General features: G+C 72.3%; 23 protein-coding genes and 1 pseudogene. 9 read left to right on the top strand and 15 right to left on the bottom strand.

What is annotated here, in order from left to right:
• Window positions 1-64: 64 nt before the first annotated feature.
• Complete coding sequence (locus ACGFMP_RS01640) at window positions 65-913, bottom strand: LysR family transcriptional regulator (RefSeq protein ID WP_393669597.1); 849 nt, start codon at window positions 911-913, stop codon at window positions 65-67.
• 134 nt (window positions 914-1,047) lie between these two features.
• On the opposite strand from ACGFMP_RS01640, the gene ACGFMP_RS01635 reads away from it, so the two are divergent.
• Window positions 1,048-1,773, top strand: a complete 726-nt coding sequence (locus tag ACGFMP_RS01635; RefSeq protein WP_393669596.1) for an SDR family oxidoreductase — start codon at window positions 1,048-1,050, stop codon at window positions 1,771-1,773.
• 48 nt (window positions 1,774-1,821) lie between these two features.
• Here ACGFMP_RS01635 and ACGFMP_RS01630 read toward each other — a convergent pair whose 3' ends face one another.
• The 3 genes from ACGFMP_RS01630 to ACGFMP_RS01620 all read right to left on the bottom strand — a co-directional run bounded on the left by ACGFMP_RS01630 (window position 1,822) and on the right by ACGFMP_RS01620 (window position 3,933).
• On the bottom strand, window positions 1,822-2,562 hold the full coding sequence (locus ACGFMP_RS01630; protein WP_393669595.1) for a hypothetical protein: 741 nt from the start codon (window positions 2,560-2,562) through the stop codon (window positions 1,822-1,824).
• A 267-nt stretch (window positions 2,563-2,829) separates the two neighbouring features.
• On the bottom strand, window positions 2,830-3,141 hold the full coding sequence (locus ACGFMP_RS01625; RefSeq protein WP_393669594.1) for a hypothetical protein: 312 nt from the start codon (window positions 3,139-3,141) through the stop codon (window positions 2,830-2,832).
• A gap of 132 nt (window positions 3,142-3,273) precedes the next feature.
• Entirely contained in the window at window positions 3,274-3,933 is a 660-nt protein-coding gene (locus ACGFMP_RS01620; RefSeq protein WP_393669593.1) for a dihydrofolate reductase family protein, read from the bottom strand.
• Window positions 3,934-4,141: 208 nt separating this feature from the next.
• Between ACGFMP_RS01620 and ACGFMP_RS01615 the strand changes: the two genes are divergently transcribed.
• Window positions 4,142-4,975: a PIG-L family deacetylase gene (locus ACGFMP_RS01615; protein ID WP_393669592.1), complete on the top strand. Its 834-nt coding sequence runs from the start codon at window positions 4,142-4,144 to the stop codon at window positions 4,973-4,975.
• Window positions 4,976-5,141: 166 nt separating this feature from the next.
• Here the strand turns inward: ACGFMP_RS01615 and ACGFMP_RS01610 are convergent, their stop codons facing one another.
• The 6 genes from ACGFMP_RS01610 to ACGFMP_RS01585 form a co-directional block, all read right to left on the bottom strand.
• Window positions 5,142-5,888 carry a hypothetical protein gene (locus ACGFMP_RS01610; RefSeq protein WP_393669591.1) on the bottom strand — a complete coding sequence of 249 codons (747 nt, stop codon included), beginning with the start codon at window positions 5,886-5,888 and terminating at the stop codon, window positions 5,142-5,144.
• Window positions 5,885-7,378 carry a C2 family cysteine protease gene (locus ACGFMP_RS01605; RefSeq protein WP_393669590.1) on the bottom strand — a complete coding sequence of 498 codons (1,494 nt, stop codon included), beginning with the start codon at window positions 7,376-7,378 and terminating at the stop codon, window positions 5,885-5,887. The genes ACGFMP_RS01610 and ACGFMP_RS01605 overlap by 4 nt, the downstream gene beginning before the upstream one ends.
• The gene (locus tag ACGFMP_RS01600) at window positions 7,378-7,707 is read right to left on the bottom strand and encodes a hypothetical protein (protein ID WP_393669589.1); all 330 of its coding nucleotides are present in this window, start codon (window positions 7,705-7,707) and stop codon (window positions 7,378-7,380) included. Before ACGFMP_RS01600 ends, ACGFMP_RS01605 begins: the two co-directional genes overlap by 1 nt.
• Before the next feature lie 192 nt (window positions 7,708-7,899).
• Complete coding sequence (locus ACGFMP_RS01595; RefSeq protein WP_393669588.1) at window positions 7,900-9,090, bottom strand: glycoside hydrolase family 88 protein; 1,191 nt, start codon at window positions 9,088-9,090, stop codon at window positions 7,900-7,902.
• A gap of 216 nt (window positions 9,091-9,306) precedes the next feature.
• Window positions 9,307-9,870 (bottom strand): GNAT family N-acetyltransferase, encoded by a 564-nt coding sequence (locus ACGFMP_RS01590; protein ID WP_393669587.1) that lies wholly within the window; start codon window positions 9,868-9,870, stop codon window positions 9,307-9,309.
• Window positions 9,871-9,967: 97 nt separating this feature from the next.
• Window positions 9,968-10,696: a TetR/AcrR family transcriptional regulator gene (locus ACGFMP_RS01585; RefSeq protein WP_393669586.1), complete on the bottom strand. Its 729-nt coding sequence runs from the start codon at window positions 10,694-10,696 to the stop codon at window positions 9,968-9,970.
• A gap of 90 nt (window positions 10,697-10,786) precedes the next feature.
• On the opposite strand from ACGFMP_RS01585, the gene ACGFMP_RS01580 reads away from it, so the two are divergent.
• Window positions 10,787-11,647, top strand: coding sequence for an SDR family oxidoreductase (locus tag ACGFMP_RS01580; protein ID WP_393669585.1), 861 nt, complete (start codon window positions 10,787-10,789; stop codon window positions 11,645-11,647).
• Window positions 11,648-11,730: 83 nt separating this feature from the next.
• On the opposite strand, the gene ACGFMP_RS01575 is transcribed toward ACGFMP_RS01580, so the two are convergent.
• Both ACGFMP_RS01575 and ACGFMP_RS01570 read right to left on the bottom strand, forming a co-directional pair.
• Entirely contained in the window at window positions 11,731-12,957 is a 1,227-nt protein-coding gene (locus tag ACGFMP_RS01575; protein ID WP_393669584.1) for a hypothetical protein, read from the bottom strand.
• Window positions 12,954-13,565, bottom strand: coding sequence for a SigE family RNA polymerase sigma factor (locus tag ACGFMP_RS01570; protein WP_393670288.1), 612 nt, complete (start codon window positions 13,563-13,565; stop codon window positions 12,954-12,956). Before ACGFMP_RS01570 ends, ACGFMP_RS01575 begins: the two co-directional genes overlap by 4 nt.
• 85 nt (window positions 13,566-13,650) lie before the next feature.
• Here ACGFMP_RS01570 and ACGFMP_RS01565 point away from each other — a divergent pair, with 85 nt between their 5' ends.
• Both ACGFMP_RS01565 and ACGFMP_RS01560 read left to right on the top strand, forming a co-directional pair.
• Window positions 13,651-14,058 (top strand): hypothetical protein, encoded by a 408-nt coding sequence (locus ACGFMP_RS01565; protein ID WP_393669583.1) that lies wholly within the window; start codon window positions 13,651-13,653, stop codon window positions 14,056-14,058.
• Between the two features lie 156 nt (window positions 14,059-14,214).
• Entirely contained in the window at window positions 14,215-15,060 is an 846-nt protein-coding gene (locus ACGFMP_RS01560) for an NAD-dependent epimerase/dehydratase family protein (protein ID WP_393669582.1), read from the top strand.
• Window positions 15,061-15,137: 77 nt separating this feature from the next.
• Here ACGFMP_RS01560 and ACGFMP_RS01555 read toward each other — a convergent pair whose 3' ends face one another.
• Entirely contained in the window at window positions 15,138-15,701 is a 564-nt protein-coding gene (locus ACGFMP_RS01555; protein ID WP_393669581.1) for a hypothetical protein, read from the bottom strand.
• Window positions 15,702-15,838: 137 nt separating this feature from the next.
• On the opposite strand from ACGFMP_RS01555, the gene ACGFMP_RS01550 reads away from it, so the two are divergent.
• Window positions 15,839-16,423, top strand: coding sequence for a TetR/AcrR family transcriptional regulator (locus tag ACGFMP_RS01550; protein ID WP_393669580.1), 585 nt, complete (start codon window positions 15,839-15,841; stop codon window positions 16,421-16,423).
• Window positions 16,424-16,535: 112 nt separating this feature from the next.
• A pseudogene (locus tag ACGFMP_RS01545) lies at window positions 16,536-17,039 on the top strand (HAD domain-containing protein); the annotation flags it as partial.
• Window positions 17,040-17,066: 27 nt separating this feature from the next.
• On the opposite strand, the gene ACGFMP_RS01540 reads toward ACGFMP_RS01545, so the two are convergent.
• Window positions 17,067-18,353: a WD40 repeat domain-containing protein gene (locus ACGFMP_RS01540; protein WP_393669579.1), complete on the bottom strand. Its 1,287-nt coding sequence runs from the start codon at window positions 18,351-18,353 to the stop codon at window positions 17,067-17,069.
• A 221-nt stretch (window positions 18,354-18,574) separates the two neighbouring features.
• Between ACGFMP_RS01540 and ACGFMP_RS01535 the strand changes: the two genes are divergently transcribed.
• Entirely contained in the window at window positions 18,575-19,156 is a 582-nt protein-coding gene (locus ACGFMP_RS01535; protein ID WP_393669578.1) for a TIGR03086 family metal-binding protein, read from the top strand.
• Between the two features lie 50 nt (window positions 19,157-19,206).
• On the top strand, window positions 19,207-20,202 hold the full coding sequence (locus ACGFMP_RS01530; RefSeq protein WP_393669577.1) for an RNA polymerase subunit sigma-70: 996 nt from the start codon (window positions 19,207-19,209) through the stop codon (window positions 20,200-20,202).
• Here the strand turns inward: ACGFMP_RS01530 and ACGFMP_RS01525 are convergent.
• Window positions 20,199-21,146, bottom strand: coding sequence for a MerR family transcriptional regulator (locus ACGFMP_RS01525; protein ID WP_393669576.1), 948 nt, complete (start codon window positions 21,144-21,146; stop codon window positions 20,199-20,201). The genes ACGFMP_RS01530 and ACGFMP_RS01525 overlap by 4 nt on opposite strands.
• Window positions 21,147-21,202: the final 56 nt, after the last annotated feature.

The raw sequence follows: 21,202 nt of genomic DNA, 5'->3' as shown, positions 1-21,202 counted from the left end.
GCGCGGCGTACGGCCCGGCGTGCCGGTGCCCGCGCCCCAAGGGGCCGCTCCTCGGGTGCGGAGCTCAAAGGCGGGTGGCGGCCCTGACCAGGGCGGCGACCGCATGCGAGCGGCTGTGGGGCGGCCACGCGATCACCGTCGTCACCGTCGGCGCGTCGGTCACGGGGACGGTGACGAGGCCGTCCCTCAGCTGGGCGGTCACCGACTCCGGCAGGATCGCCGACGCCCGGCCGAGCGCGATGAGCTGGAGCAGCTGCGTGTGGTTGTGCACCGGCGGGCCGGCGCCGTCAGGGAAGGTGCCGTCGGGGTCCGGCCAGCGGGGCATGGGCAGGCCGGGCAGCGCGGCGACGTCGGACATCCGCACCCGGGCCCGGCCGGTGAGGGGGTGCCCGGCCGGAAGGACCACGACCTGTCCCTCCGCGTGCAGCTCCTCCGTGTCGAGCCCGGCCGTCGAGTCGAACGGCCGGTGCAGCAGGGCCACATCGGCCCGCCCGTCCCGCAGCAGCCGCTCCTGCTCGCCGATTCCGCACAGCATCACGTCGACGGCGACCGCGCCGGGTTCCGCCGCGTAGGCGTCGAGCAGCTTCGCCAGCAACTCGCCTGTCGCCCCCGCCTTCGTGACGAGGACGACCCCGGGCCGGCCGGTCGACGCGAGAGCGGCACGGCGGGTCCTGCGCTCGGCGGCACCGATCGCGTCGAGGGCCGCCCGTCCTTCCCGCAGCAGCACCGATCCGGCCTCGGTCAGGGTGACACCGCGGTTGCCGCGTTCCAGCAGCGGGGCACCGAGCCGGCGTTCGAGCTGCTGGATCGCCCGCGACAGCGGAGGCTGGGCGATCCCGAGCCGCTGCGCCGCCCGCCCGAAGTGCAACTCCTCCGCGACGGCGACGAAGTACCGCAGCTCCCTCGTCTCCATGCTGCCAAGCTACCCGACCCCGGCTCGGCACCGGAGGGGATTACCGCAGTGAGCTGGTCCGATACCGGGGAGGTATCGCCGCTTACCGAGATGGTGTTGGCCGTGTGGCGGGGGTGCGGCACACGATGGATCGCATGAGCGGACAGACGATCGCGCTGGTCACCGGCGCGAACAAGGGAATCGGATACGAGATCGCGGCGGGCCTGGGCGCCCTCGGTTGGAGCGTGGGCGTCGGCGCCAGGGACGAGGCGCGCCGGGAGGCCGCCGTGCAGAAGCTGCGGGCGGGCGGCGCGGACGCGTTCGGCGTGCCGCTCGATGTGACGGACGACGAGAGCGTGGCGGCTGCCGCCCGGCTGGTGGAGGAGCGGGCCGGCCGCCTCGACGTCCTGGTCAACAACGCCGGTGTGACCGGCGGGATGCCGCAGATGCCGACCACGGTCGATCTCTCGGCCGTACGGACGGCCGTGGAGACCAACGTGATCGGAGTCATCCGCGTCACCAACGCGCTGCTGCCGCTGCTGCGCCGTTCCGCGGCGCCGCGGATCGTCAACATGTCAAGCACCGTCGGCTCGCTCACGAAGCAGGCCGCTCCGGGCGCCGAGATGGGGCCGGTCTCCGCGGCGTACGCGCCGTCGAAGACCTTCCTCAACGCCCTCACCGTCCAATACGCCAGGGAGCTTCGGGACACGGACATCCTGATCAACGCCGCCTGCCCCGGCTACTGCGCGACCGACCTCAACGGCCTGCGCGGCGTGCGCACCCCCGAACAGGGCGCGGCGATCGCGATCCGGCTGGCGTCCCTCCCCGACGACGGCCCGACCGGCGCGTTCTTCGACGAGGACGGGGTGGTGCCGTGGTGACCTCTCGGCCCCGGACCGGGGAACGGTCCGGGGCCGGCCGCGGTCGGCTCAGCCGGCGGCGGCTGCCTTGAGCTTCTCGACCTGCTTGGCCAGCAGCGGCTGGGGGAACCCGACGGCCTGATCGAGCTTCGTGACGTCCATGGTGGCGAAGAGCGCGATGGTGGAGCCGACGCGGATCTGGGTGAAGGGGAGGACCATCGATTCACCGTCGGTGGTGACGGTGAGCTCCAACGCGACCGCGTCATCCCCGAGCGAGACGGGCTGAAGGGACTTCACCACGGTCTTCCCGACCGTACCGTCCGCGTCGTCCTTGGATGTGTAGGTCGGGCATGCCTTGGCGGCTGCCTTGAGGTCGGCCATGGCCTTCTCGGCGTCGCCGGGGGCGTAGGCGGCGATGCGTCCGAAGACCTTCACGAAGGGCTTGGACTTCTGCGAGTAGTTCTGGTCCGCCGCCGCGGTGGGCCGCACGGACTTCTTGCCGGCGCCCATGTCCTGGATCGGCTGGCAGGCGGCGGGCGTTGCTGTGGCGGTCTGCCCGAGGATGTCCTCTTCCGGCTTCGGTGTGGCGGCCTTGTAGCCGGCCGGCAGGTCCGCGGCGGTGAGCAGGGCGCCCTTCAGCTGATCGGCGCTGAGCGCCGCCGCGGCGGGTGCGGAGGAGGCGGCAGGCGTCGAAGGCGCGGAGGAGGCCGGCGCCGATGAGGCGGGGGTGGCGGCCGCGGGCTTGTCGTCACTGCCGCTTGCGCAGGCGGAGGCGCCGAGGGCCAGGACGGACAGGAGGGCGGAGCCCACCAACGCGGATCGCGTGCTGCGAGGCATTTTCTTCCCAGGATCTCAGGTAGGACAAATTATGAGGACATCATTGCCAAGATATTGCCTGCCAAAGGGTACGTGCTCCGCAGCAGGCCCCGCGGTCACGCCGAGCTCCCGGGGCACCCGTCACGACAGAGGCAGGGCCCGACCGGGATGCGGTCGGGCCCTACGTCGTCACGGGGTTGCGGATGTCACCTTCAGCCGCCCGGAGTCGGAGCCCCCGGGGCGGGAACGGACCGGGGCGGTTCAGTCGTTGTCGACCTCGAGTCCGTCGAAGGTCATGTAGCTGCCGTCGACTTTGGTGAGGACGAGTGTATGCAGACCGGAGGGCAGGCCGGTCTTCGACCATACGATGACGCACAGGGGGGCGCCGCCGTCTGTCACGGTGACCGTGTCACCCGTGGTCCCGGACCCGTGGACGGTGAACGTGCCGGGCACGCCGGACGCGCCCGACGCCGGAGCCGAGATCCCGGGCGCGGTGACGAGACCGCCGACCGACACCTGCGAGGTGTCCGCACCGGGCGGAAGTGACGCGATCAGGAAGCCGGGTGAGAGCACCTGGACCTTCGGGGCGGCGTGGCCGGAGAAGTAGACCGGGGTCCCCGGCGTGAACCCCGCGCCACCGCTCGACCCGGCCGTCGACCTCCTGCCGGCGGGTCTGGGCGCTCGTCCCGGCGGCGGCTGTCCTGGCTATTTGCGCCAGAAGAGGTGGTGGGCCATGCCGCTCGGGCTGGGTACGACCTCCAGGTGGAAGCGGTCCAGAAGCTCATCGGGGGAGTCCCACAGCCGCAGCCCCGACCCGAACCTCATCGGCGAGACCGCCACGTGCATGCTGTCGACGAGGTCGGCGTCGAGGAACTCCCGGATGGTGGTCACGCCGCCGCCGAGCCGGACGTCCTTGCCCTGCGCGGCCTCCCGCGCCTGGGCGAGAACGGTCTCGGGGTCGGCGTCCACGAAATGGAAGGTGGTGTCGGAGAGCGTGAACGACGCACGCTTGTGGTGGGTCAGGACGAAGACCGGCGTGTGGAAGGGCGGCTCGTCCCCCCACCAGCCGCGCCACTCGCTGTCGGTCCACGGACCGCGCTGGGGTCCGAACTTGTTGCGGCCCATGATCTCGGCGCCGATGTTGTGGCCGAAGTCCCGGGTGAAGTAGTCGTCCAGGCCCCGGCTGCCCCCGGGATCGGTGCGATTGGGCCAGCTCGCGGTGGCGCCGGCCCAGGCGAAGAGCTCTCCCGGATTGATGGCGTGGCCGAAAGGCCGCTCCAGGCTCTGGTCCTCGCCGGCGGCGATACCGTCACTGGAGATCGTGAAGTTCTGCACACGCACCCGCTGATCCCTGTGTTCCCTCATCGGATCCACTCGCTTTCCTCGTACGGTTTTCACGTCCTACACCAGCGCGTCGAACGAGGCGTGCCGGGATCGACCGCGCCGCCCGGGTTTTTTTCCGGGCGTGCCCGCACGACCGCCCGCCTGCGTGATCCGGCCGGCGCGGTTGCGATGATCGGGGGAGCGGCACCGCACCCCGGATCACGACGTAGTTCTGCAGGAGGACTGATTCATGGCTGACCGGCCCTTGACGCTCATGGCGGTACACGCCCACCCCGACGACGAGGCCACAGGAACGGGAGGGATCCTCGCGCGGTACGCGGCGGAGGGCATCCGCACCGTCCTCGTGACGTGTACCGACGGCGGTTGCGGTGACGGACCCGGGGGTGTCAAACCGGGCGATCCCGGGCATGATCCGGCGGCGGTCAGCGCGATGCGCCGCCAGGAGCTCGAGGCGAGCTGCGACGTCCTGAAGATCGGCGATCTGGAGCTGCTGGACTACGCCGACTCCGGGATGATGGGCTGGCCGAGCAACGACGCCCCCGGGTCCTTCTGGCAGACCCCGGTCGAGGAAGGCGCCGCCCGGCTCGCTGACCTCATGCGGCACCACCGGCCCGACGTGGTCGTCACCTACGACGAGAACGGCTTCTACGGCCACCCCGACCACATCCAGGCCCACCGCATCACGATGGCGGCGCTGGAGATGACCGGGCTGACACCGAAGGTGTACTGGACCACGATGCCCCGCTCGATGATGCAGCGGTTCGGCGAGATCATGCGCGAGTTCGGTGCGGACATGCCGGAACCCGACCCTGCCGAGGCCGCCGCGATGGCCGAGATCGGCCTCCCCGACGATGAGATCACCACGTGGGTGGACACCATCGCGTTCAGCGGCCAGAAGTTCGACGCGCTGGCCGCGCACGCCAGTCAGGGCGAGAACATCTTCTTCCTCAAGATGGGCAAGGAGAGGTTCGGCGAGTTGATGGGCATGGAGACCTTCGTACGCGTCCGGGACACCACCGGCGCGGCCGTGCCGGAGAACGACCTCTTCGCCGGACTGCGCTGACGATGCCGTCGGCCCCCGCTGCTCGTGGCGGGGGCCCACGTGCCGCGGTCGACGGCAGGCAGGCGTCGGTCATGGTGGACCTCGACCCGGGCGGCACGGACGCCCGGGACCAGGACGTGCAGGCCGCTTGGACCGCCAGGGCGGCCGGCAGTGCGTTCGTGTGGCGTCAGGCGGGTCCGATCAACTCCAGGTCCACGTAACCGGCGGTGAAGTCCGAGGAGTTGGTGTCCGCGTTCATGGTGCCCTGGTTCACCGCCGCGATCCTCCACAGGCGGCCCGCGATCTCGACCGTGTCCCCCTGCCGTACGTCCACGTAGCTCGCTCCCGACTTGCCACCGTCCACGACGTTGATCGAGGTGCGCGGCGGGCCGTCGAGGATGCTGGTCACGACCGCGCTGTTCTGGCCCGGCCCGTGGTCGGGCAGGTGCCACATCAGCCGCCACCGGCCCTCCTGCGTCGTCGGCCATCCCGTCGTCATGGTGCCTCCCTGGTCGGGGAACGTGAGCCCGGGGCCGGTGAGGACCACGCGGTAGGTACAGATCTGGGCGACGGTGTAGTCATGGCCGCCGACGGTGACCCGCTGAGCCGCGCGTACGGTCTGCCGCGTGCCGGATCCGGCGCCTGGACCCGTCTCGGTGAGGTCGGCGGTGCGGTGCGTACCGTCGGCGTGGGCGGCGGCATAGTGGACGGTGGCGCCGCCGGGCAGTGCGGCGTCGGCGTTGATCAGGACGTGCAGGCCGTGTGCGGGCGCCCGGCCTTCGCACTGCGGGCCCTTGTCAGCGGGCGGCCCGGCAGGACTCATGGCCGGGCCTGCGGGGTCCGTGGCAGGACCGCCGCCCGCACCGCAGGCGGCCACCAGCAGCAGGGCGCCGAGGCCGGTCACCGCCCGGGCGGCCGTGTGCGCGGTGCTCATCCGCCCACCTGCAATTCCTGCGGGCTGTTGAAGTAGTCGTGATACTGCTGCGCGGTGATGTGGATGTCTCCTCCGGGTCCCCACGGATTGCCGAGGATCATCTTGCCGTCCGCGTCGAAGCCCTTCACGTAGAAGACATGCCGGGTCACGTAGTGCGGGTCGAACTGCGGGTTGAGGTGATCGTTCTTCAGGTCGTCGTCGGACCGGGTGGCGACGATCACCGGGTGGTGCGACTCGAAGGACGACTTGACGCTGCCGAAGTCGTTGTCGATGGACTTCGGGTCGTGGCCGGTGACGTAGGAGGGCGCCTTGTCGGTGAAGTCCCATTCGATGGCGCCGTAGTCGCCCTGCTCCTTGCGGTCGTAGCGCGGGTCGTTCTCGTGGCCGTCGGGACCACCGCCCTTGTCGCCCCCGTACATGAGGGCGAACGCCTTCTCGTAATAGGCGGGCCACACCTCGCCGTTGCCGTTGGCGCTCATCACGTTGCCGTTCTGGTCCATCGGCAGGTCGGGGGTGACGGTGACCCAGTGCACCTTGCCGTCCTTGTCCCAGATCCGCACATCGATCGTGCCGTTGGGATTCTGCTTGATCCCCTCCTGGATGAACTTGGGGTCGGCGTGGGCGGTGGCGGTCAGCGAGGCGATGTACCAGCAGTCGCCGAACCTGCCCTGCGCGATGCCGTCCACGTCGATCAGGCCCGGAGTGGCGAAGAGCGGTTCGCCCGGGACGCCGAAGTGCATGCCCTTGGCGCCCTGGCTCGACTGCGGGTTGTACCCCTCGATCCAGGCGTCCGTGGTGTCGAAGCCCGGCTGCACGCTGGGGAAGGCCGCCTCCAACGCCGGCCAGTGGGACGGGCCCGCCCTCTTCACCAGGGAGCTGACGAAGTCGCGGAATTCGCCGTCGGGCAGGCCGTTGTGGTCCCACCACTTCCAGCCGCTGCCGTCGTCGTCCTTCGCGGCGAGGTCGTTCAGGCGCTTGAGGTCGGCGGCGGGCACCTTGGAGAGCAGGGCGTCCAGCTCGGCCGGTGTCAGATCGCCGAACCGGTCGCGGAGCTTCTGGAGATCGTCCCGGTTGCCGTTGCTGCCGAAGTCCTTGCCGTCGAGGGCGGCCAGTGCGGAGAGCAGGTCGGTGATCTTCTTCTCTTCGGGGGCCTTCTCGTCGCCGAAATAGAGCGCCGGGTCGATGGCGTAGCCCTCGTCGGTGAGGTGCTGGACGCCGTCGAGCTGGTCGCAGCGGCGGACCATCGAGCCCTGGGTGTCGTGCAGTTCGGCGGCGAGCGTGCCGGGCATGGCCGCACGGCCGCCGAGCGGGTAGCCGACCAGCGGTTGGAGCAGGGTGCTCGCGGTGGCCGACTTGCCCGCCATCAGCTCATCCGCGCGGGTGAGGACGCCCGCCACGTCCCGGTGCAGGGAGGTGACGCCCTGGCTGAGCGTCTCCAGGTCCCCTGCCAGGCTGCGGATCTTGGCGGTGTCGAAGCCGTGGAAGCCCATCAGCCGCCCCCGGCCTTCTGCTTGGCGTCGGCCTTCGACGCCCGGTCGTCCAGATCGTGCGCCTCGGTCTCCCAGCGGCCCGCGTCCCGGGTCAGATCGGACGCCATCTGGTGGAGCGTCGACTTGCGGGTGCCGAGCATCCCGCTGGTCGAGGTGGCGTAGGGGCCGGTCCAGATCGCCGGTGTCGCCTGCGCCACCGCCTTGTCCAGATACGGTCCGAGGCTGCCGGCGAGCTTGCGCGCGGTACGGGCGCACTCGCGCAGGTCGTCCGCGCGTTTGCGCAGCTGCCCCGGCGTCTCCGCCGTACCGTCAGGCTCCGGCCGAACCATGGGCCACTCCCCCCTAGAGCCCCCCTGGCACACGCCCCGTGCGCCGACCGGCCCAACGTAACGGCGGCTCGCCCACGATGACGAGCCGCCCGGTGCGCACTGTTACCCAACCGCTACGAGGCCGCCGTCCCATCCCCCATCCCCGAACACGGGCCCTTCGGCGGGCGCTCGGCAAAGGCGGTGCGAGGCCGGTCAGGTGGTCAGCTTGGCGACCTCCGCGGCGGCGAGCAGGAAAGCCCCGACGCCGAAGTCCGCCGTGGAGCCGTAGGTGACCGGCTGGCTCGACTCCGGGTCGAGGCCCACGTTCTGGACGTAGCCGAGGAAGCCGTCGGCGTGCACGGCGGTCGCGACCATGCCGTTGTACGCGCGGGCCAGCACCGGCAGATACGTCGCCCTGCCGATCACTCCGGTCCTGATCGCGTAGGCCAGGCCGAAGGTGAACAGGGCTGTACCGCTGGTCTCGGGGCCGGGATGCTGGAGCGGGTCGGCGAGGTTGACGTTCCAGAAGCCGTCGGCGCGCTGCCGGGTCAGCAGCGCCCGGCTCAGCCCCTGCGGGTTGTAGGTGTACTCCGGCCAGCGGGTGTCGCCGGGCGGCAGCAGCCCCAGCACCTTGGCGTGCGCGGCGAAGGCCCACCCGTTCCCGCGCGACCAGTAGACCTTCGCACCGTTCGGCGAGTGCGCGCCCGAGCCGCCCGGCCAGATGTAGTCGGCGTCGCGGAACCACAACTCGTCGGTGTAGTCGTACAGTCCGCTGCCCGCCAGGCTGTGCTTGGTGAAGGAGTACATCGCCCAGAGCTTGTCCAGATACGCGCTGTCGTGCAGGTACGACGCCACGCGCACGAAGGCGGGCATCGCCATGTGCAGGGCGTCGACCCACGTCCAGTCGCTGTTGGAGGTGTTCGTGCCGTGCACCATCCTGCGCAGGGACTCGCTGATGTCCGCCACGTACGCCGGATCCGGGTCGACGTCGTAGAGGTCGAAGTACGCCTGCCCGGCGGTGTGGTTGTCGGCGAACCGGGTGGACACCCCGCCGTTGAGGCCGTAGTTGTTCTTCTCGCCCCAGGCGCGGGTGTAGTCGAGGTAGCGCGCCTCGCCGGTGGCCCGGTGGGCCGCCATGTTGCCGCTGAAGTACGTGGCCCGCGCCCACTGGTTGTTCCCCGGGTCGCCGTGCGCGCCGATCCAGTGGTCGTTCACCAGCCGCAGCGTGCCGAGGACCGCGGCCCGCGACGGCAGCACCGCGCTCGGCACGGCGGCAGGTGCCGCCGCGGTGGCGGCCGCCGCGGCGAGCGGCGCTGCGCCGCCGAGCGCCCCGCCCGCGAGCAGTGCCCCACCGAGGAAGCGGCGGCGGTTCATACCCTCTGCACGACGTGGATGCACGGACATGAACGGCTCCTCTGGTTGTGGACAGTGGACTAGACCTAGTCTCCGCGCGGAGCACGCTACCGCCCCACCCGTGGCCGCAACGACAGCCAATCCGGACACACTTGGCTCACGGGCCATGCCTGCGCGGCTCAACGGCCGCTGCCGGTGGCCGAGTCCTGCCGGATGCCCACGCCCTCGCGTGCGGTCGTCCCCGTGGCCTGCCGGCGATGAGGCCGGTCAGCGCTGCTCCCACTGCTCCTTGGTGATCTCGTACCGCACGCCCCCGTGCTCGGAACCCTCGACCCTCTCCATGTCGGCAGGAGTGGGGAGGGCTCCCGTGAGCGTCATGCCGAGCTTCGCCATGACATTGCGCGAACCGCGGTTCACGGCCATCGTCGCAGCCCAGACCGTGTGCACTCCGAGTTCGGTGAACCCCTTGTGCAGCAGGGCCCGTGAGACTTCGGTGGCGTAGCCCCTGCCCCAGGACGCCTGTCGCAGGCGGTAGCCGAGTTCGGCCTCCTCCCGCGGGCCGTCCGGCTCGGGACGCAGGCAGAACCAGCCGACGAACGCTCCGCCGTCCCTCTCGTACGCGGCGAAAAGCCCCAGGTCGCCGCCCCACTTCCCGTAACCGGCGATGACGCTGGGCAGTTGGCGTTCGCGGACGATCTCAGGGGCGGTCGCCTCGCCTCCGGTCAGGTAGCGCATCACCGCCGGGTCGCTGTCCAGTTCGATCAGCAGGTCCGCGTCGTCGGCCGTGAAACGGCGCAGGGCCAGGCGCTCTGTCTCCAGGTAGGTGTCCACGGGGCGGATCATCCCCGGACCGGCGCGGCCGCTCAATGGCATTTCCGCGACGCCGTCTTGTGGTGCCCGGTTTGCGCGGGGACGGCCCCGTGCCGGGTCAGGCCCGCGGCGGGCTGTCGTCCGCCGCCAGCCGGGTCAGCCATTCGAGCAGCAGGCGCTGCTCGGCGTCGCTCAGGACGTCGGCGTCGTCGGGGAGGGCGGCGCGCAGGGCGCGGGCGGCGGGGGCGGGGCCGGACTCCGCGGCGGGGACGGTCGGCTCCGCGCGGGTGACGGCGGCGACCATGGACTCGCGCATGATGGTCAGCAGTTCGGGATTGCGGTGTTCCGCGGGCGTGGACTGCCAGGTGATGACCGCGCCCTGGCCGGTGGCCTGGATGATCTGGGCGGCCAGTTCCTCGTCGACCCGCAGCCATCCGCCGGCCGCGAGCCTGCGCACCCGGCCGTGGAGGATCTCCAGGCCCGCGCGGTGTGCCGCGGCGGGGCCCCGGCCGGTGGCCCGGTTCATCACCGTGAACAGCTCGGGGCGCGAGACCCCGAACTCCACCACCAGGTCCCAACCGCGGCGCAGCTCCTCCACCGGGTCGGCCGGGGAGGGGTCGAGCTGTGCGCGCTTGCTTTCGAGGAACTGGGCGTAGCCGTGCTCGGCGACCGCTTCGAGCAGCCCCTCCTTGTCGCCGAAGAGGCGGTAGATCGCCGGCGGCTGCATTCCGGCCGCGGCGGCGACCGCGCGGGTGCTCACCGCGTCGGGCCCGCCGCTCTCCAGCAGCTCGACGGCCGCCGCGACGATGCGACGGCGAGGGCTGTCGGTGGTGTCGCGAAGAGGCATGGAATCAACGATATCGGAATCTTGCTTCCACCGTTAGTAACAGTGTTACCGTTGAGATGATTCCACTGGAAACCGCTTGGGGAGAAACCCGTGATCATCGTGACCGGAGCCGCAGGAAAGCTCGGACGCCGCGTCGTCGAACGCCTCCTGGACCGCGTCCCCGCCGACCGCGTCGGGGTCAGCGTCCGCGACCCCCGCACGGCTCAGGACCTCGCCGACCGCGGCGTCCGCGTACGGCAGGGCAGCTTCGACGACCCCGCCTCGCTCGTGCACTCCTTCGAGGGCGCCGGGCAACTGCTCCTCGTCTCCCTCGACCGCACGGGCGAGGAGTGCGTCACCGGCCACCGCAACGCCATCGACGCCGCCGTGAAGGCCCGCGTCGGCCGCATCCTCTACACCAGCCAGATGGGCGCCGCCCACGACTCCCGCTTCCAGGCATGCCGCGACCACGCCAGGACCGAGGACATGCTGCGCGCCACCGGCCTGCCCTGGACCGCGCTGCGCAACGGCTTCTACGCGGCCAGCGCCCTGCATTTCCTGGAGCCCGCGCGCCACACCGGCGACATCGCCCTCCCCGCGGACGGCCCCGTCGCATGGACCGGCCACGACGACCTCGCCGAGGCCACCGCGGCGGTCCTCACCGACGAGGGCCGCTTCGAGGGACCCACCCCGCCGCTCACCGGTCCAGCCGCCCTCGACTTCGAGGCCGTCGCCGAGATCGCCGCCCAGGCCACCGGAAGGCCCTTCACCCGCACCGTCGTCCCCGACGGCGACTTCCGCGAGCAGGCCCTTGCGCACGGTGCCCCGGCGCCGATCGCCGACCTGCTGCTGAGCATCTTCGCGGCAGCGCTGCACGGCGAGTTCGCCGCCGTCGACCCGACGCTGGCCGAGCTGATCGGCCGAGAGCCCACCCCCTTCCGCACCCTGCTGGAGCAGGCCTGGGCCCAGTAGCCCGCCGGGCGTGCACCCTGGCGCCGAGGCCGCGCGCCCCAGAGCGGGGTTCCGCGCGGCCTCGGGAAGGGCCCCGGGCCGGGTCAGCGGTGGGCGAAGACGGGCTCCCAGCGTGCGGGGGACCCTTCCGTGCCCGGCCGCGCCCCCGAGAGGGGCACCTCCTTGTCGCTCCCGACGGTGACCAGCACCAGCCGGTTTCCGAACTCGTTGCCGCCGGGCGGGATGTCCCAGGCGATGAGGTGGCGCCTGTCGACCCAGGCGAGCAGCCGCTGCCCGCCCTGTAGCGCGACGCGCCTGCCCGTGGCCGGGTCGAGCACCTCGGTGGCGGTCTTCGCGCCTTCGCCCGCGAAGCCTCCCGCCATCAGGGTCCCGTCAGGGGACAGGCCGGCCGGTGCGAGTGCGGTGTCCGCGTACTTCTCCTTCGCCGGTGCGGGCGCCGTCGTGCCGTCGAGGCGGTGGAAGACGGTCTCGGGCGATGCCATCATCCGCTCGGTCAGGAGCGTGCCGTCGGCGTTGAACGACAGGCTGAAGCCGGAGCCGAGGTCGGGGCCCGGGGGCAGGGACCGGTCGGGTGCCAGCGCGTGCCAGCGCGCCGCTCCGGACGCCACGTCGATGACGGAGAAACCGGTGCGGGAGTACTCGGACTGCGGCTGGGAGGAGCCCTGGACCGCGGCCCGGTCCGCCCAGAAGAGGCGGTTCGGGTCCTTGGCGTAGGTGGTGGCCACCAGCCTGCCGCCGTCAGGGGAGAACTCCACGGCGCCCGCCCCCTGCGGCACCGGGATCCAGCGGGTCACCTTGCCGGTGGCGAGGTCGAGGATGCCCACCCGGTCCGCAGGCAGCGCCTGTTCCAGCACGGCCGCGGTGCGCAGGCCGGGGGCGACGGCCACGTCGGACCAGCGCGGGTCCTTCACGTAGCGGCCGGTGGAGGGATTCAGCAGCTGATAGGTACGGGTCAGGACCACGTCGTGGTTGGGCTGTGCCACGTTCCGCGTGGAGTAGTAGGCGGCCAGGACCTGGTCCCCCGCGGCGATGCGGTCGAGTGGCGGGGACTGCGAGGGGTGGGCCTCGACGCCGCTGGCCGCGGGCGCGCCGTCGCCGGTGTGCGGGTCGTGCCCGCGGCCCGCGCCGACGGTGATCACCGAGGCGGCGAAGGCGACGGCGGCGACGGCCGCCACCGTCGCCACCGTGAAGCCGCGCGTCCTGCGCCGGGCGCGCCGGGCGAGGACCCGCCCCGCGAGGTCGGCGGGCGCGGGCCGGGTGGACTCCGCCTGCTCGTGGAGAGCGTCACGGACGAGTTCTTCGAAGCTCACTGCCGTGCCTCCATGGGATTGCCGGGTGACGCGGGACGGGTGGCGGCGCCGGGGGGATCGTCGGACGCGCGCTCGGCGGAGGCCTGCGGAGCAGGCGGGCCGCCGGGCTCGTCGAGGGCGGCGAGTTCTGGTGCCAGCGCGCGCAGCCGGGCGAGTGAGCGGTGGGTGGTGGAGCGCACCGTGCCGACCGAGCAGCCGAGTACGCGGGCCACCTCGGCCTCGGGAAGGTCCTCGAAGTAGCGCAGTACGAGCACGGTGCGCTGGCGGGTCGTCAGGCGGGCGAGGGCGCCGCGCATCAGCAGCCGCAGATCGGCGGCGCCGGTGCCGTCACCCGCGGCTGCGCCGTCGGGCGGTTCTGCGACGGACATCTCCCTGCGCGGCCACTTGAGGCGCCACCGGGTGACCTGCTGCCGGTAGAGGACCTGCCGGACGTACGCCTCGGGTTCTTCGATCCTGTGCCACCGGTTGGCCACCTTGACCAGCGCGTTCTGCAACAGGTCCTCGGCCGCGTGCTGGTCGCCGCCGCTGAGCAGCACGGCAGTCCTCAGCAGAACGGTCGATCGGCTCGTCACGAACGCCCGGAAGGAGTCCTGGTCTTCGGCCTCCATGCTCACGGCCTGCATGCCCACCTTCGCTTTCCGGCGGCCCGTTGCCTCCTCTTGCCGTTACTGACGCTTGCGGGCGCCCGCGGCTATGCCGCCGCTGTACGCCCGCTGTGTACGGGCCGCCTCCCGCCGCGGGCCACCCGTACGCGGCGGTCGCCTGCGGGACCGGACGCGCGGCCTCAGACGCACAGCCGCCCTGGCGAAGCCGGCGCCCGGCGGGCAGCTGGTGTGGTTCGGCCAGGCCAGCCGCGAGCCCGTCACGCTGGACTTCTTCGACTTCTGCCGCGGTCCCGCCCAGGGGCGCATCACGCACTTCGACTACACGAGGTCGGACGCCGCCTACGGCCAGGACCTCGCCGCCCTGGTCCGCCTGGTCGCCGGCGGCCGCCTGCACCCCGAGATCGGCGTCGTGGCCGACTGGTCCCGCACCGCCGACGTCATCGGCGACGTGCGCGCCCGCAAGGTGCGCGGCAATGCGGTCCTGACCGTCGGCTGACCGGCGCCCCGCCCCCGCGCCCTGACGCCGACACCCGACGCCGACACCCGCTTCCCGTCGTCGTGGTCCGTTCTCCCGGCGAGCCTATGCTCACCCTCGTCGACGTCGGCGAACCCGCCCGACGTCGCCACCCGTGCTACGCCAAGGAGGCCTGACATGCGCGTCTTCCTCGCGGGTGCGACCGGCGTCATCGGTCGCCGCCTGCTGCCCCTGCTGCTCGACGGCGGCCATACGGTCACCGCCACGTCCCAGAGCGACGAGGGGGCCGCGCGGCTCGACGCCGCGGGCGCGACGGGCGTGCGCCTGGACGTCTTCGACCGCGTCGCGGTGGCGAAGGCGATGCGGCAGGCGGCGCCCGAGGCCGTCATCCACCAGCTCACGGCGCTGAGCGGCGGAAGCAGCGCCGACAACGCCAGGATCCGCCGCACCGGCACCCGCAATCTCGTCGACGCCGCGCAAGCCGCCGGCGTCCCGCTGATGATCGCGCAGTCCATCGCCTGGGCCTACGAACCCGGCGAGGTGCCCGCCACCGAGACCGACCCGCTGGACACCCCCGCGCCCGAGCCCCGGGCCACCACCGTCGCCGCCGTGCAGGCGCTCGAGGATGCGGTCTCCGAGATGCCCCGGCATGTCGTCCTGCGCTACGGCACCCTCTACGGCCCTGGCACCTGGTTCGTCCCCGGCGGCCCGGTCGAGGCCAGGCTCAGGTCCGGCGGGCTGGCCGCCGACGACGCCGTGAGCTCCTTCGTCCATGTCGACGACGCCGCGCAGGCCGCGCTCGCCGCGCTGGACTGGCCCAGCGGTGCGGTCAACATCTGCGACGACGAGCCGGCCTCAGCCCACACCTGGGTCCCCCTGCTCGCCGAGGCCCTCGGCGCCCCGGCTCCCGCACGTGCCACGGGCGGCTCCGGCTGGGAGCGGGGCGCGGCCAACGCCCGGGCCCGCGAGCTGGGCTGGCGCCCGGCCCACCCCACGTGGCGCACCGGCTTCGCCGCCCGGTAGCCGCGATGCCGCCATGAGGCGCACCGCCCTGGTCGCGGCGGGGGCCATCGGGGCCGGCCGTCCGGCGGGGCGACGGGTCATGCCGGGCGGGAACGTCCCAGGCGGAGGGCGGAGACGAGGAAGAACACGCCGCCGAGGAAGGCGTAGCCGGCCAAATTCTTCAGGGAGGCGCCGTCCTTGCCCGCCTGGGCGATGAAGGAGGCGCCGGCGAGCGTGGAGATGGCTCCGCTGGTGATCATCGCCCACTGGCCGCCGATGCGGCGCCTGGCGGAGCCGACGACGAGCTGGACGATGCCTGCGGTGACGGCCCAGGTACCCCAGACCCGCAGCACGGCGGGGATACCGGAGGCGGCGGCGACGGCGAGGCCGATGCCGGTGAGGGCGCTGAGCGCGATGTTCACGTAGAGGCCGGGCAGCGGGCGGCCGTCCGCCGGGGCCGAGCGGATGTCGACGACCGCGCAGGCCACGTCGAACAGGGGATACGCCACCAGCAGCGTGACGCTGAGCGGGCCCAGCGTGTCGGCGGTCGCGAACAGCAGGGCGGCCCACACCGCGGCGAAGGCGAAGCGCAGGAGGTACAGCCTGCGCAGGGCGGCGGGAAGGGTGGCGGGAGCGGCACCGGCGAGGGCGTCCACGGTCATTCCTTTCAGGGGGGCGGGCCGATGTCGGTCGGCCGCACTCCGAGGTAGAACGTTCTGTCTCGTTGGTATCCAAGACGATGCAGCCGGGTGTCGTCAAGACCGAACGTTCTCCCTCATTGCTGGGGTAGCCTGGCCGCATGAGCGAGGGCATTCCAGGGGGCAGCACGTCCGCGGCACGCGCGCGGCTGCTCGACACGGCGACCAGGATCTTCTACGCGGAGGGCATCCACTCCGTCGGCATCGACCGGATCATCGCCGAAGCGCAGGTCACCCGTGCCACGCTCTACCGGCACTTCGCCGGCAAGGAGGAACTCGTCCTCGCCTACCTCGACCAGGCCGACCGGGCCATCCGCGCCGGAACCGAGGCCGCGCGGGCGGGCGAGCAGTCGGCGGCCGACGCGGTCCTGGCGATCGGCCGGTTCATCGCCGGCGGTATCCAGAGCCCCGGCTTCCGCGGCTGCGCCTTCCTCAACGCGGCGGCCGAATACCCCGACCCCGACCATCGCATCCACCAGGCTGTCCTGGCCCACCGCCAGTGGTTCCTCGACACCGTCACCGAATTGCTGGCGCAGGTCGGCGACCAACCCGCGGACGAAGCCGGCCGGCACCTGGTCATGCTCCGCGACGGCGCCATGGCCGCCGGCTGCCTCGTCGACCCGAAGCCGATCGTCGAGACCTTCCTCCTGGGCGTCCAGGGAATCCTGCGCGCGCGGGGTGCCTGAGCGGCGGGGCAGCAGCGGTGCGGGACATGCGCTTCGGCCGCGCGGGCCGGCATCGGCGCGGCCCGGCGCCCGGCGGTTTCCGATCGGCAGCCCCGGCGGCTACGGTGCACCGGTGAGAGCGTCCACGCGGCGGCCCCTGCTCTTCCTGGACGTGGACGGACCGCTCATCCCGTTCGGTGCCACGCGGGAGCAGTATCCCGAGGGCTACCCGATGTACGGGCCGCGGGAGGCCGGTGCCAATCCGCTGCTGGCCAGGGTCGATCCGGCGCTCGGGCCGCGGCTGCTGGCGCTTCCGTGCGACCTGGTGTGGGCCACCACCTGGGAGGCGGAGGCCAACGAGTGCCTCGCGCCGCTGCTGGGCCTGCCGCAGCTTCCGGTGGTCGCCTGGCCTGAGCCGTCCGACCAGCCGGAACCGGACGGCCTCCACTGGAAGACCCGCACCCTTCTGGCCTGGGCCGCCGGCCGCCCCTTCGCCTGGCTCGACGACGAGATCACCGACTCCGACCGCGTCTGGGCCGAGGCGCACCACCCCGCCCGTACCCTGCTCCACCGCGTCGACCACCGCCACGGCATCACCGCCGCTGACCTCGCCACGCTCGACACGTGGCTGCGGGCGGAAGAGGGCTCGCCGGGCACTGCGGGGTCAGGCCGCGTCGGCGGGCAGGCCGCCGCGCAGCTTCCTGACCGTGATCACGCCGGAGTCGCCGCCCGCCGCGATCAGGGTGCCGTCGGCGGAGTAGGCGATCCGGTGGACACGGTGGTCCTCGACGCGTTCGAGCGGGAAGGGCACCGGTTCGCGGCTCGTCGCGTCGCGCAGGTCGAGGCCGCGCGAGCCCCTGCGGCCGATGGCCAGCAGGCTGCCGTCGGGTGAGTACGCCCACGAGAAGCAGGTGTCCCAGCGGTCCGTGCGGCGCTCGTCAGGGAAGTGCCAGGCGACGAGGCCGTCCGCGGACAGCGCGCACGGTCCCTGCACCGGGTCCGGGCTGGTGAGGACGTGCGTCTCCGGCCCGTCGAACCCGATGGCGGAAAGGCCGCGACGGCTCAGCGGGGCAGGCACCCGGACGACGCCCACCCGCTGTGCGTCGTCGATGTCCCACACCTCGATCTCGTTCGTGGTGTCGTGCTCGGCGTCCTGGTGGCCGTAGACGATGCCCCGGCTCGGCCGGTACAGCGCGACGCGCCGGCCCGACGCGGAGATCGCGGCCGCGCGGCACTCCGTCGTCGGTGACGCCGTCGACACCTCCCACACCGGGCGGCCGTGCGCGTCCAGCACCCGCACCATGTCGTTCGCGTCGAAGACCAGCAGCCGTTCGCGCCTGCCGTCCCAAAGGGGCTTGACGCAGAAGGGGTTGAAGCGGGAGGTGACGTGGTCCTGGTAGTCGGCGAGCACCCGGGTCGTGCCCGTGCGCAGGTCCAGGTGCCGGGTCTGCCCGTTCACGGCGTACACCAGGCCCGAGCCGCCGGCGTCGAACAGCACCTGGTGCAGGAAGGTCTGCCGGCTCCCGGCCGGCCCGTAGGGCTCGGTGTGCACGAGGCGCCGTGCCCCCGTCGCCACATCGATGAGGTGGATCTCGGCGCCATGCGCGTCCTTGAGCACGCTGCCCACGGCGATCAGGGCGCCGTCGGGCCGCAGGTCGAACGCGCGCGAGTCGTGGCCGTTCGGCTCCAGGCACTCCAGGACCAGTTCGCCGACGCGTGCCTCGCGCACGTCGCGTACGAAGACGAAGCCGTCGCGCATCTTCTTGCGCACCTCGCGCTGATACGCCTGCCGTACGTCCGCGGCGCTTCCGCCGATCTCCCTCACGCTCTCCCGCGCCTTGCCGTCCCCGGCCCAGCTCGCCCGGACCAGTCGCGCCCCGTCCCGCGAGATGCGCCAGAACTTCGTACGCGGCTCGTCCGGCCGGGCCAGGGTGATCTCTTCGTTGTCCACCGGATCAGCGTAGGAAGCGGCACTGACACTCCCGCCTCCGGTCCCCACCCCGGACCTGCCCGCAGGGACGACTGCCTCAAGGGGGCCGGACCCGGCGGTTCTCGGCACCGCGGCGATTCCTTTTCCGATGCCGGAGGGTCTACCTCTTGTGGGCCGGGGCCTTCCGCGACTGCGGGTGGGTGAGGCCTGATGCGCCGAGCACCGCGAGAGAGGCACAATCGGTGGACAGTCAGCAGGATCACGCGCCCACCCGGCAGTTGAGCCGGGCCTTCGCCAGCACCCGGGCGGTGCTGGCCACGGTCGGCCAGGACCGGTGGGGCGCCGCCACGCCCTGCGCTTCGTGGGACGTCCGCGCCCTGGTCAACCACTTCGTCGGCTCGGCCCGTTGGGGTGCCGCGACAGCCATCGGCGGGGGTCATGAGGTCGCAGAAGAGGACTTCGCGGCGGGCGACGTCCTCGGCAGTTACGACGAGAGCATCGAGCGGGCGATGGCAGCCTTCGGCTCGGCAGGCGTGCTCGAGAAGACCGTCGTGCTGCCCTTCGGTGAGTTCACCGGTGCGGACCTGATGGGCATGGTCGCCAGGGACCAGTTCACGCATGGCTGGGATCTCGCGCGCGCCCTCGGGTACGGCACCGACCTGGATCCAGGACTCGCCGACGAACTCCTCGTCCGTGCCAGGGCCGAGATCCTCGACGCCTATCGCGGACCCGAGGGAAGGGCTGCCTTCCGCCCCGTCGTCGAGGCCCCCGCCGGCGCGAGCCCGGCCGACCGGCTGGCCGCCTTCCTCGGGCGGACCGTGTGACCGCGAGACCGCGGGGCCGCTTGGCCGTGGGCGGATCGGAGCGGGAAGCCGTGGCGCCCGACGACGAGGAGTTCGTCGGGGCCACCGAGCCCTTCCGGCGGGAACTGCTGGCGCACTGCTACCGGATGCTCGGCTCTGTGGACGATGCCACCGACGTGGTCCAGGAGACGTATCTGCGCGCCTGGCGTTCCTACGGCGCGTTCGAGGGGCGGTCGTCGGTGCGCACCTGGCTGCACCGGATCGCCACCAACGCCTGCCTGAGCGCGCTGGCACACCACAGCCGACGTGTGCTGCCCTCGGGACTCGGTGCTCCCGAGGCGGATCCCGAAGCGGTGCCGGTGGCCGCCGCACCGGGTGTCAGCTGGCTCCAGCCCATTCCCGACGCGCTCGTCGATCCGGGCACGGCTGCCGATCCGGCCTCCGTCGTCCTCGCCCGCGAGGACCTGCGGTTGGCGCTCGTCGCCGGTCTGCAGTACCTGTCAGGTACGCAGCGGGCGGTGCTCCTCCTGCGGGAGGTGCTGTCCTTCCCGGCCTCGGACGTCGCCGCCATGCTCGGCACCACCACGGCGGCCGTGAAAAGCACACTGCAACGCGCCCGCGCCAGGCTTCGCGAACTGGCCCCCGCCGCCCAGGAGATCGCCCAGCCCACCGCCCCGGAGGCCAGGAGGCTTCTCGACGAGTACATCGCCGCCTTCCAGAACGCTGACGCGCGAGCCCTGGAAAGGCTGTTGTGCCGGGATGCCACCTTGGAGGCGACCCCCTTCACGACCTGGTTCGCCGGCAACAGGAACTGCGTGCCCTACCTCCGCCACCGGGTCATGGGATCGCCAGGCGACTGGCTGATGCTGCCCACGCGTGCCAACGGGCAGCCCGCCGCGGTGGCCTACACCCGTGATCGGCAGGGCACTCACCAGGCGTACGGAGCGGTGGTGCTCACCGTCACCCGTGCGGGCATCAGCAGGATCTGCTCATTCCACCGACCCGGCCTCGTCGCCGCGTTCGGATTCCCGCCGACGCTCCGGCGCCCGCTGCGGGACAGCCCCTAAGAGGCCATCCGGGCGCGAAGTGCCCCGGCGCACCAGGAGTACACCGGTGACAGGCTCTCCGGTTCGGGCCAGCCGTTGATCACCGAGAGCAGCGCTCCATACCTGTCCCTGCGCGGGTCGTCCATGCTCTCCACTCGCTCCAGCAGGCGCCGGACGAGCTGCGTGTCCTCGGCGGGCGCGGGGTGGCCGAGGATGTGCGCGTAGTGCGCGGTGAGCGAGTCGACGACCGGTGCGGCCTCGGGGGAGGCCGGGTCGACTCCGGCCCGCAGTGCGGGCTCGACCTCGGCGCGTACCGCTTCCGCGAGGATACGGGGCAGGCCCGTCGTGTCGCCTGGGGCGCGGTCGGACATGAGGTCACGGGCCATGCCGTGCATGGTCCGCCGGAAGTCGAGGTCCTGCATCAGCTCGACCAGATCGGCCCATGCGGCCACCTGCTCCGGCTCGGGGTTGTCGGGAAGCTCGGGAGTCATCGAGCGGGTCGCCGCCGCGAACACGGGATGGCCGCGCAGGTCGTCGAAGACGGCGTCGAGGAAGTCGTCGACCATGTGCCGCCGTTCGGCCTCCGACAGGCGCACCAGCCGGTGCAGGTAGTCCAACTCCTCGGGTGCGCCGCCGCGTCCGGCCACCGCGGTCAGCACCGCGCGACGCAACCGCAGCTGGCGGATCCGCACGTCCAGGGCTTCCGCGTGGGCTTCCAGCGTCTCGGGCAGCGGCACTTCCCTGTTCACGACCTTCCGGATCGTGGACAGGTCGAGGCCCAGGTCGCGCAGCGTGCGCACCAGATCGAGGCGGGCGACGGCGTCGGGCGCGTAAAGGCGGTACCCGGCGGGGCTGCGGCCCGCCGGTGGCACGACGCCCGCGTCGGAGTAGAACCTGACCGTCTTGACGGTGAGCCCCGTGCGCCGCGCGAGGTCACCGATCGTGTGGAGCATCCTGCCGTCCATGCCCCCACCCTCGCGCCTCCCCCCAGGGGAGACTCAACCCGCCTGCCGGGTCCTGG

The sequence above is a fragment of the Streptomyces sp. NPDC049040 genome (assembly GCF_043197715.1).
Classification (GTDB): domain Bacteria; phylum Actinomycetota; class Actinomycetes; order Streptomycetales; family Streptomycetaceae; genus Actinacidiphila.
Note: the sequence above shows the minus strand (reverse complement) of the source record. Positions and strands in the feature narration are given on the sequence as shown.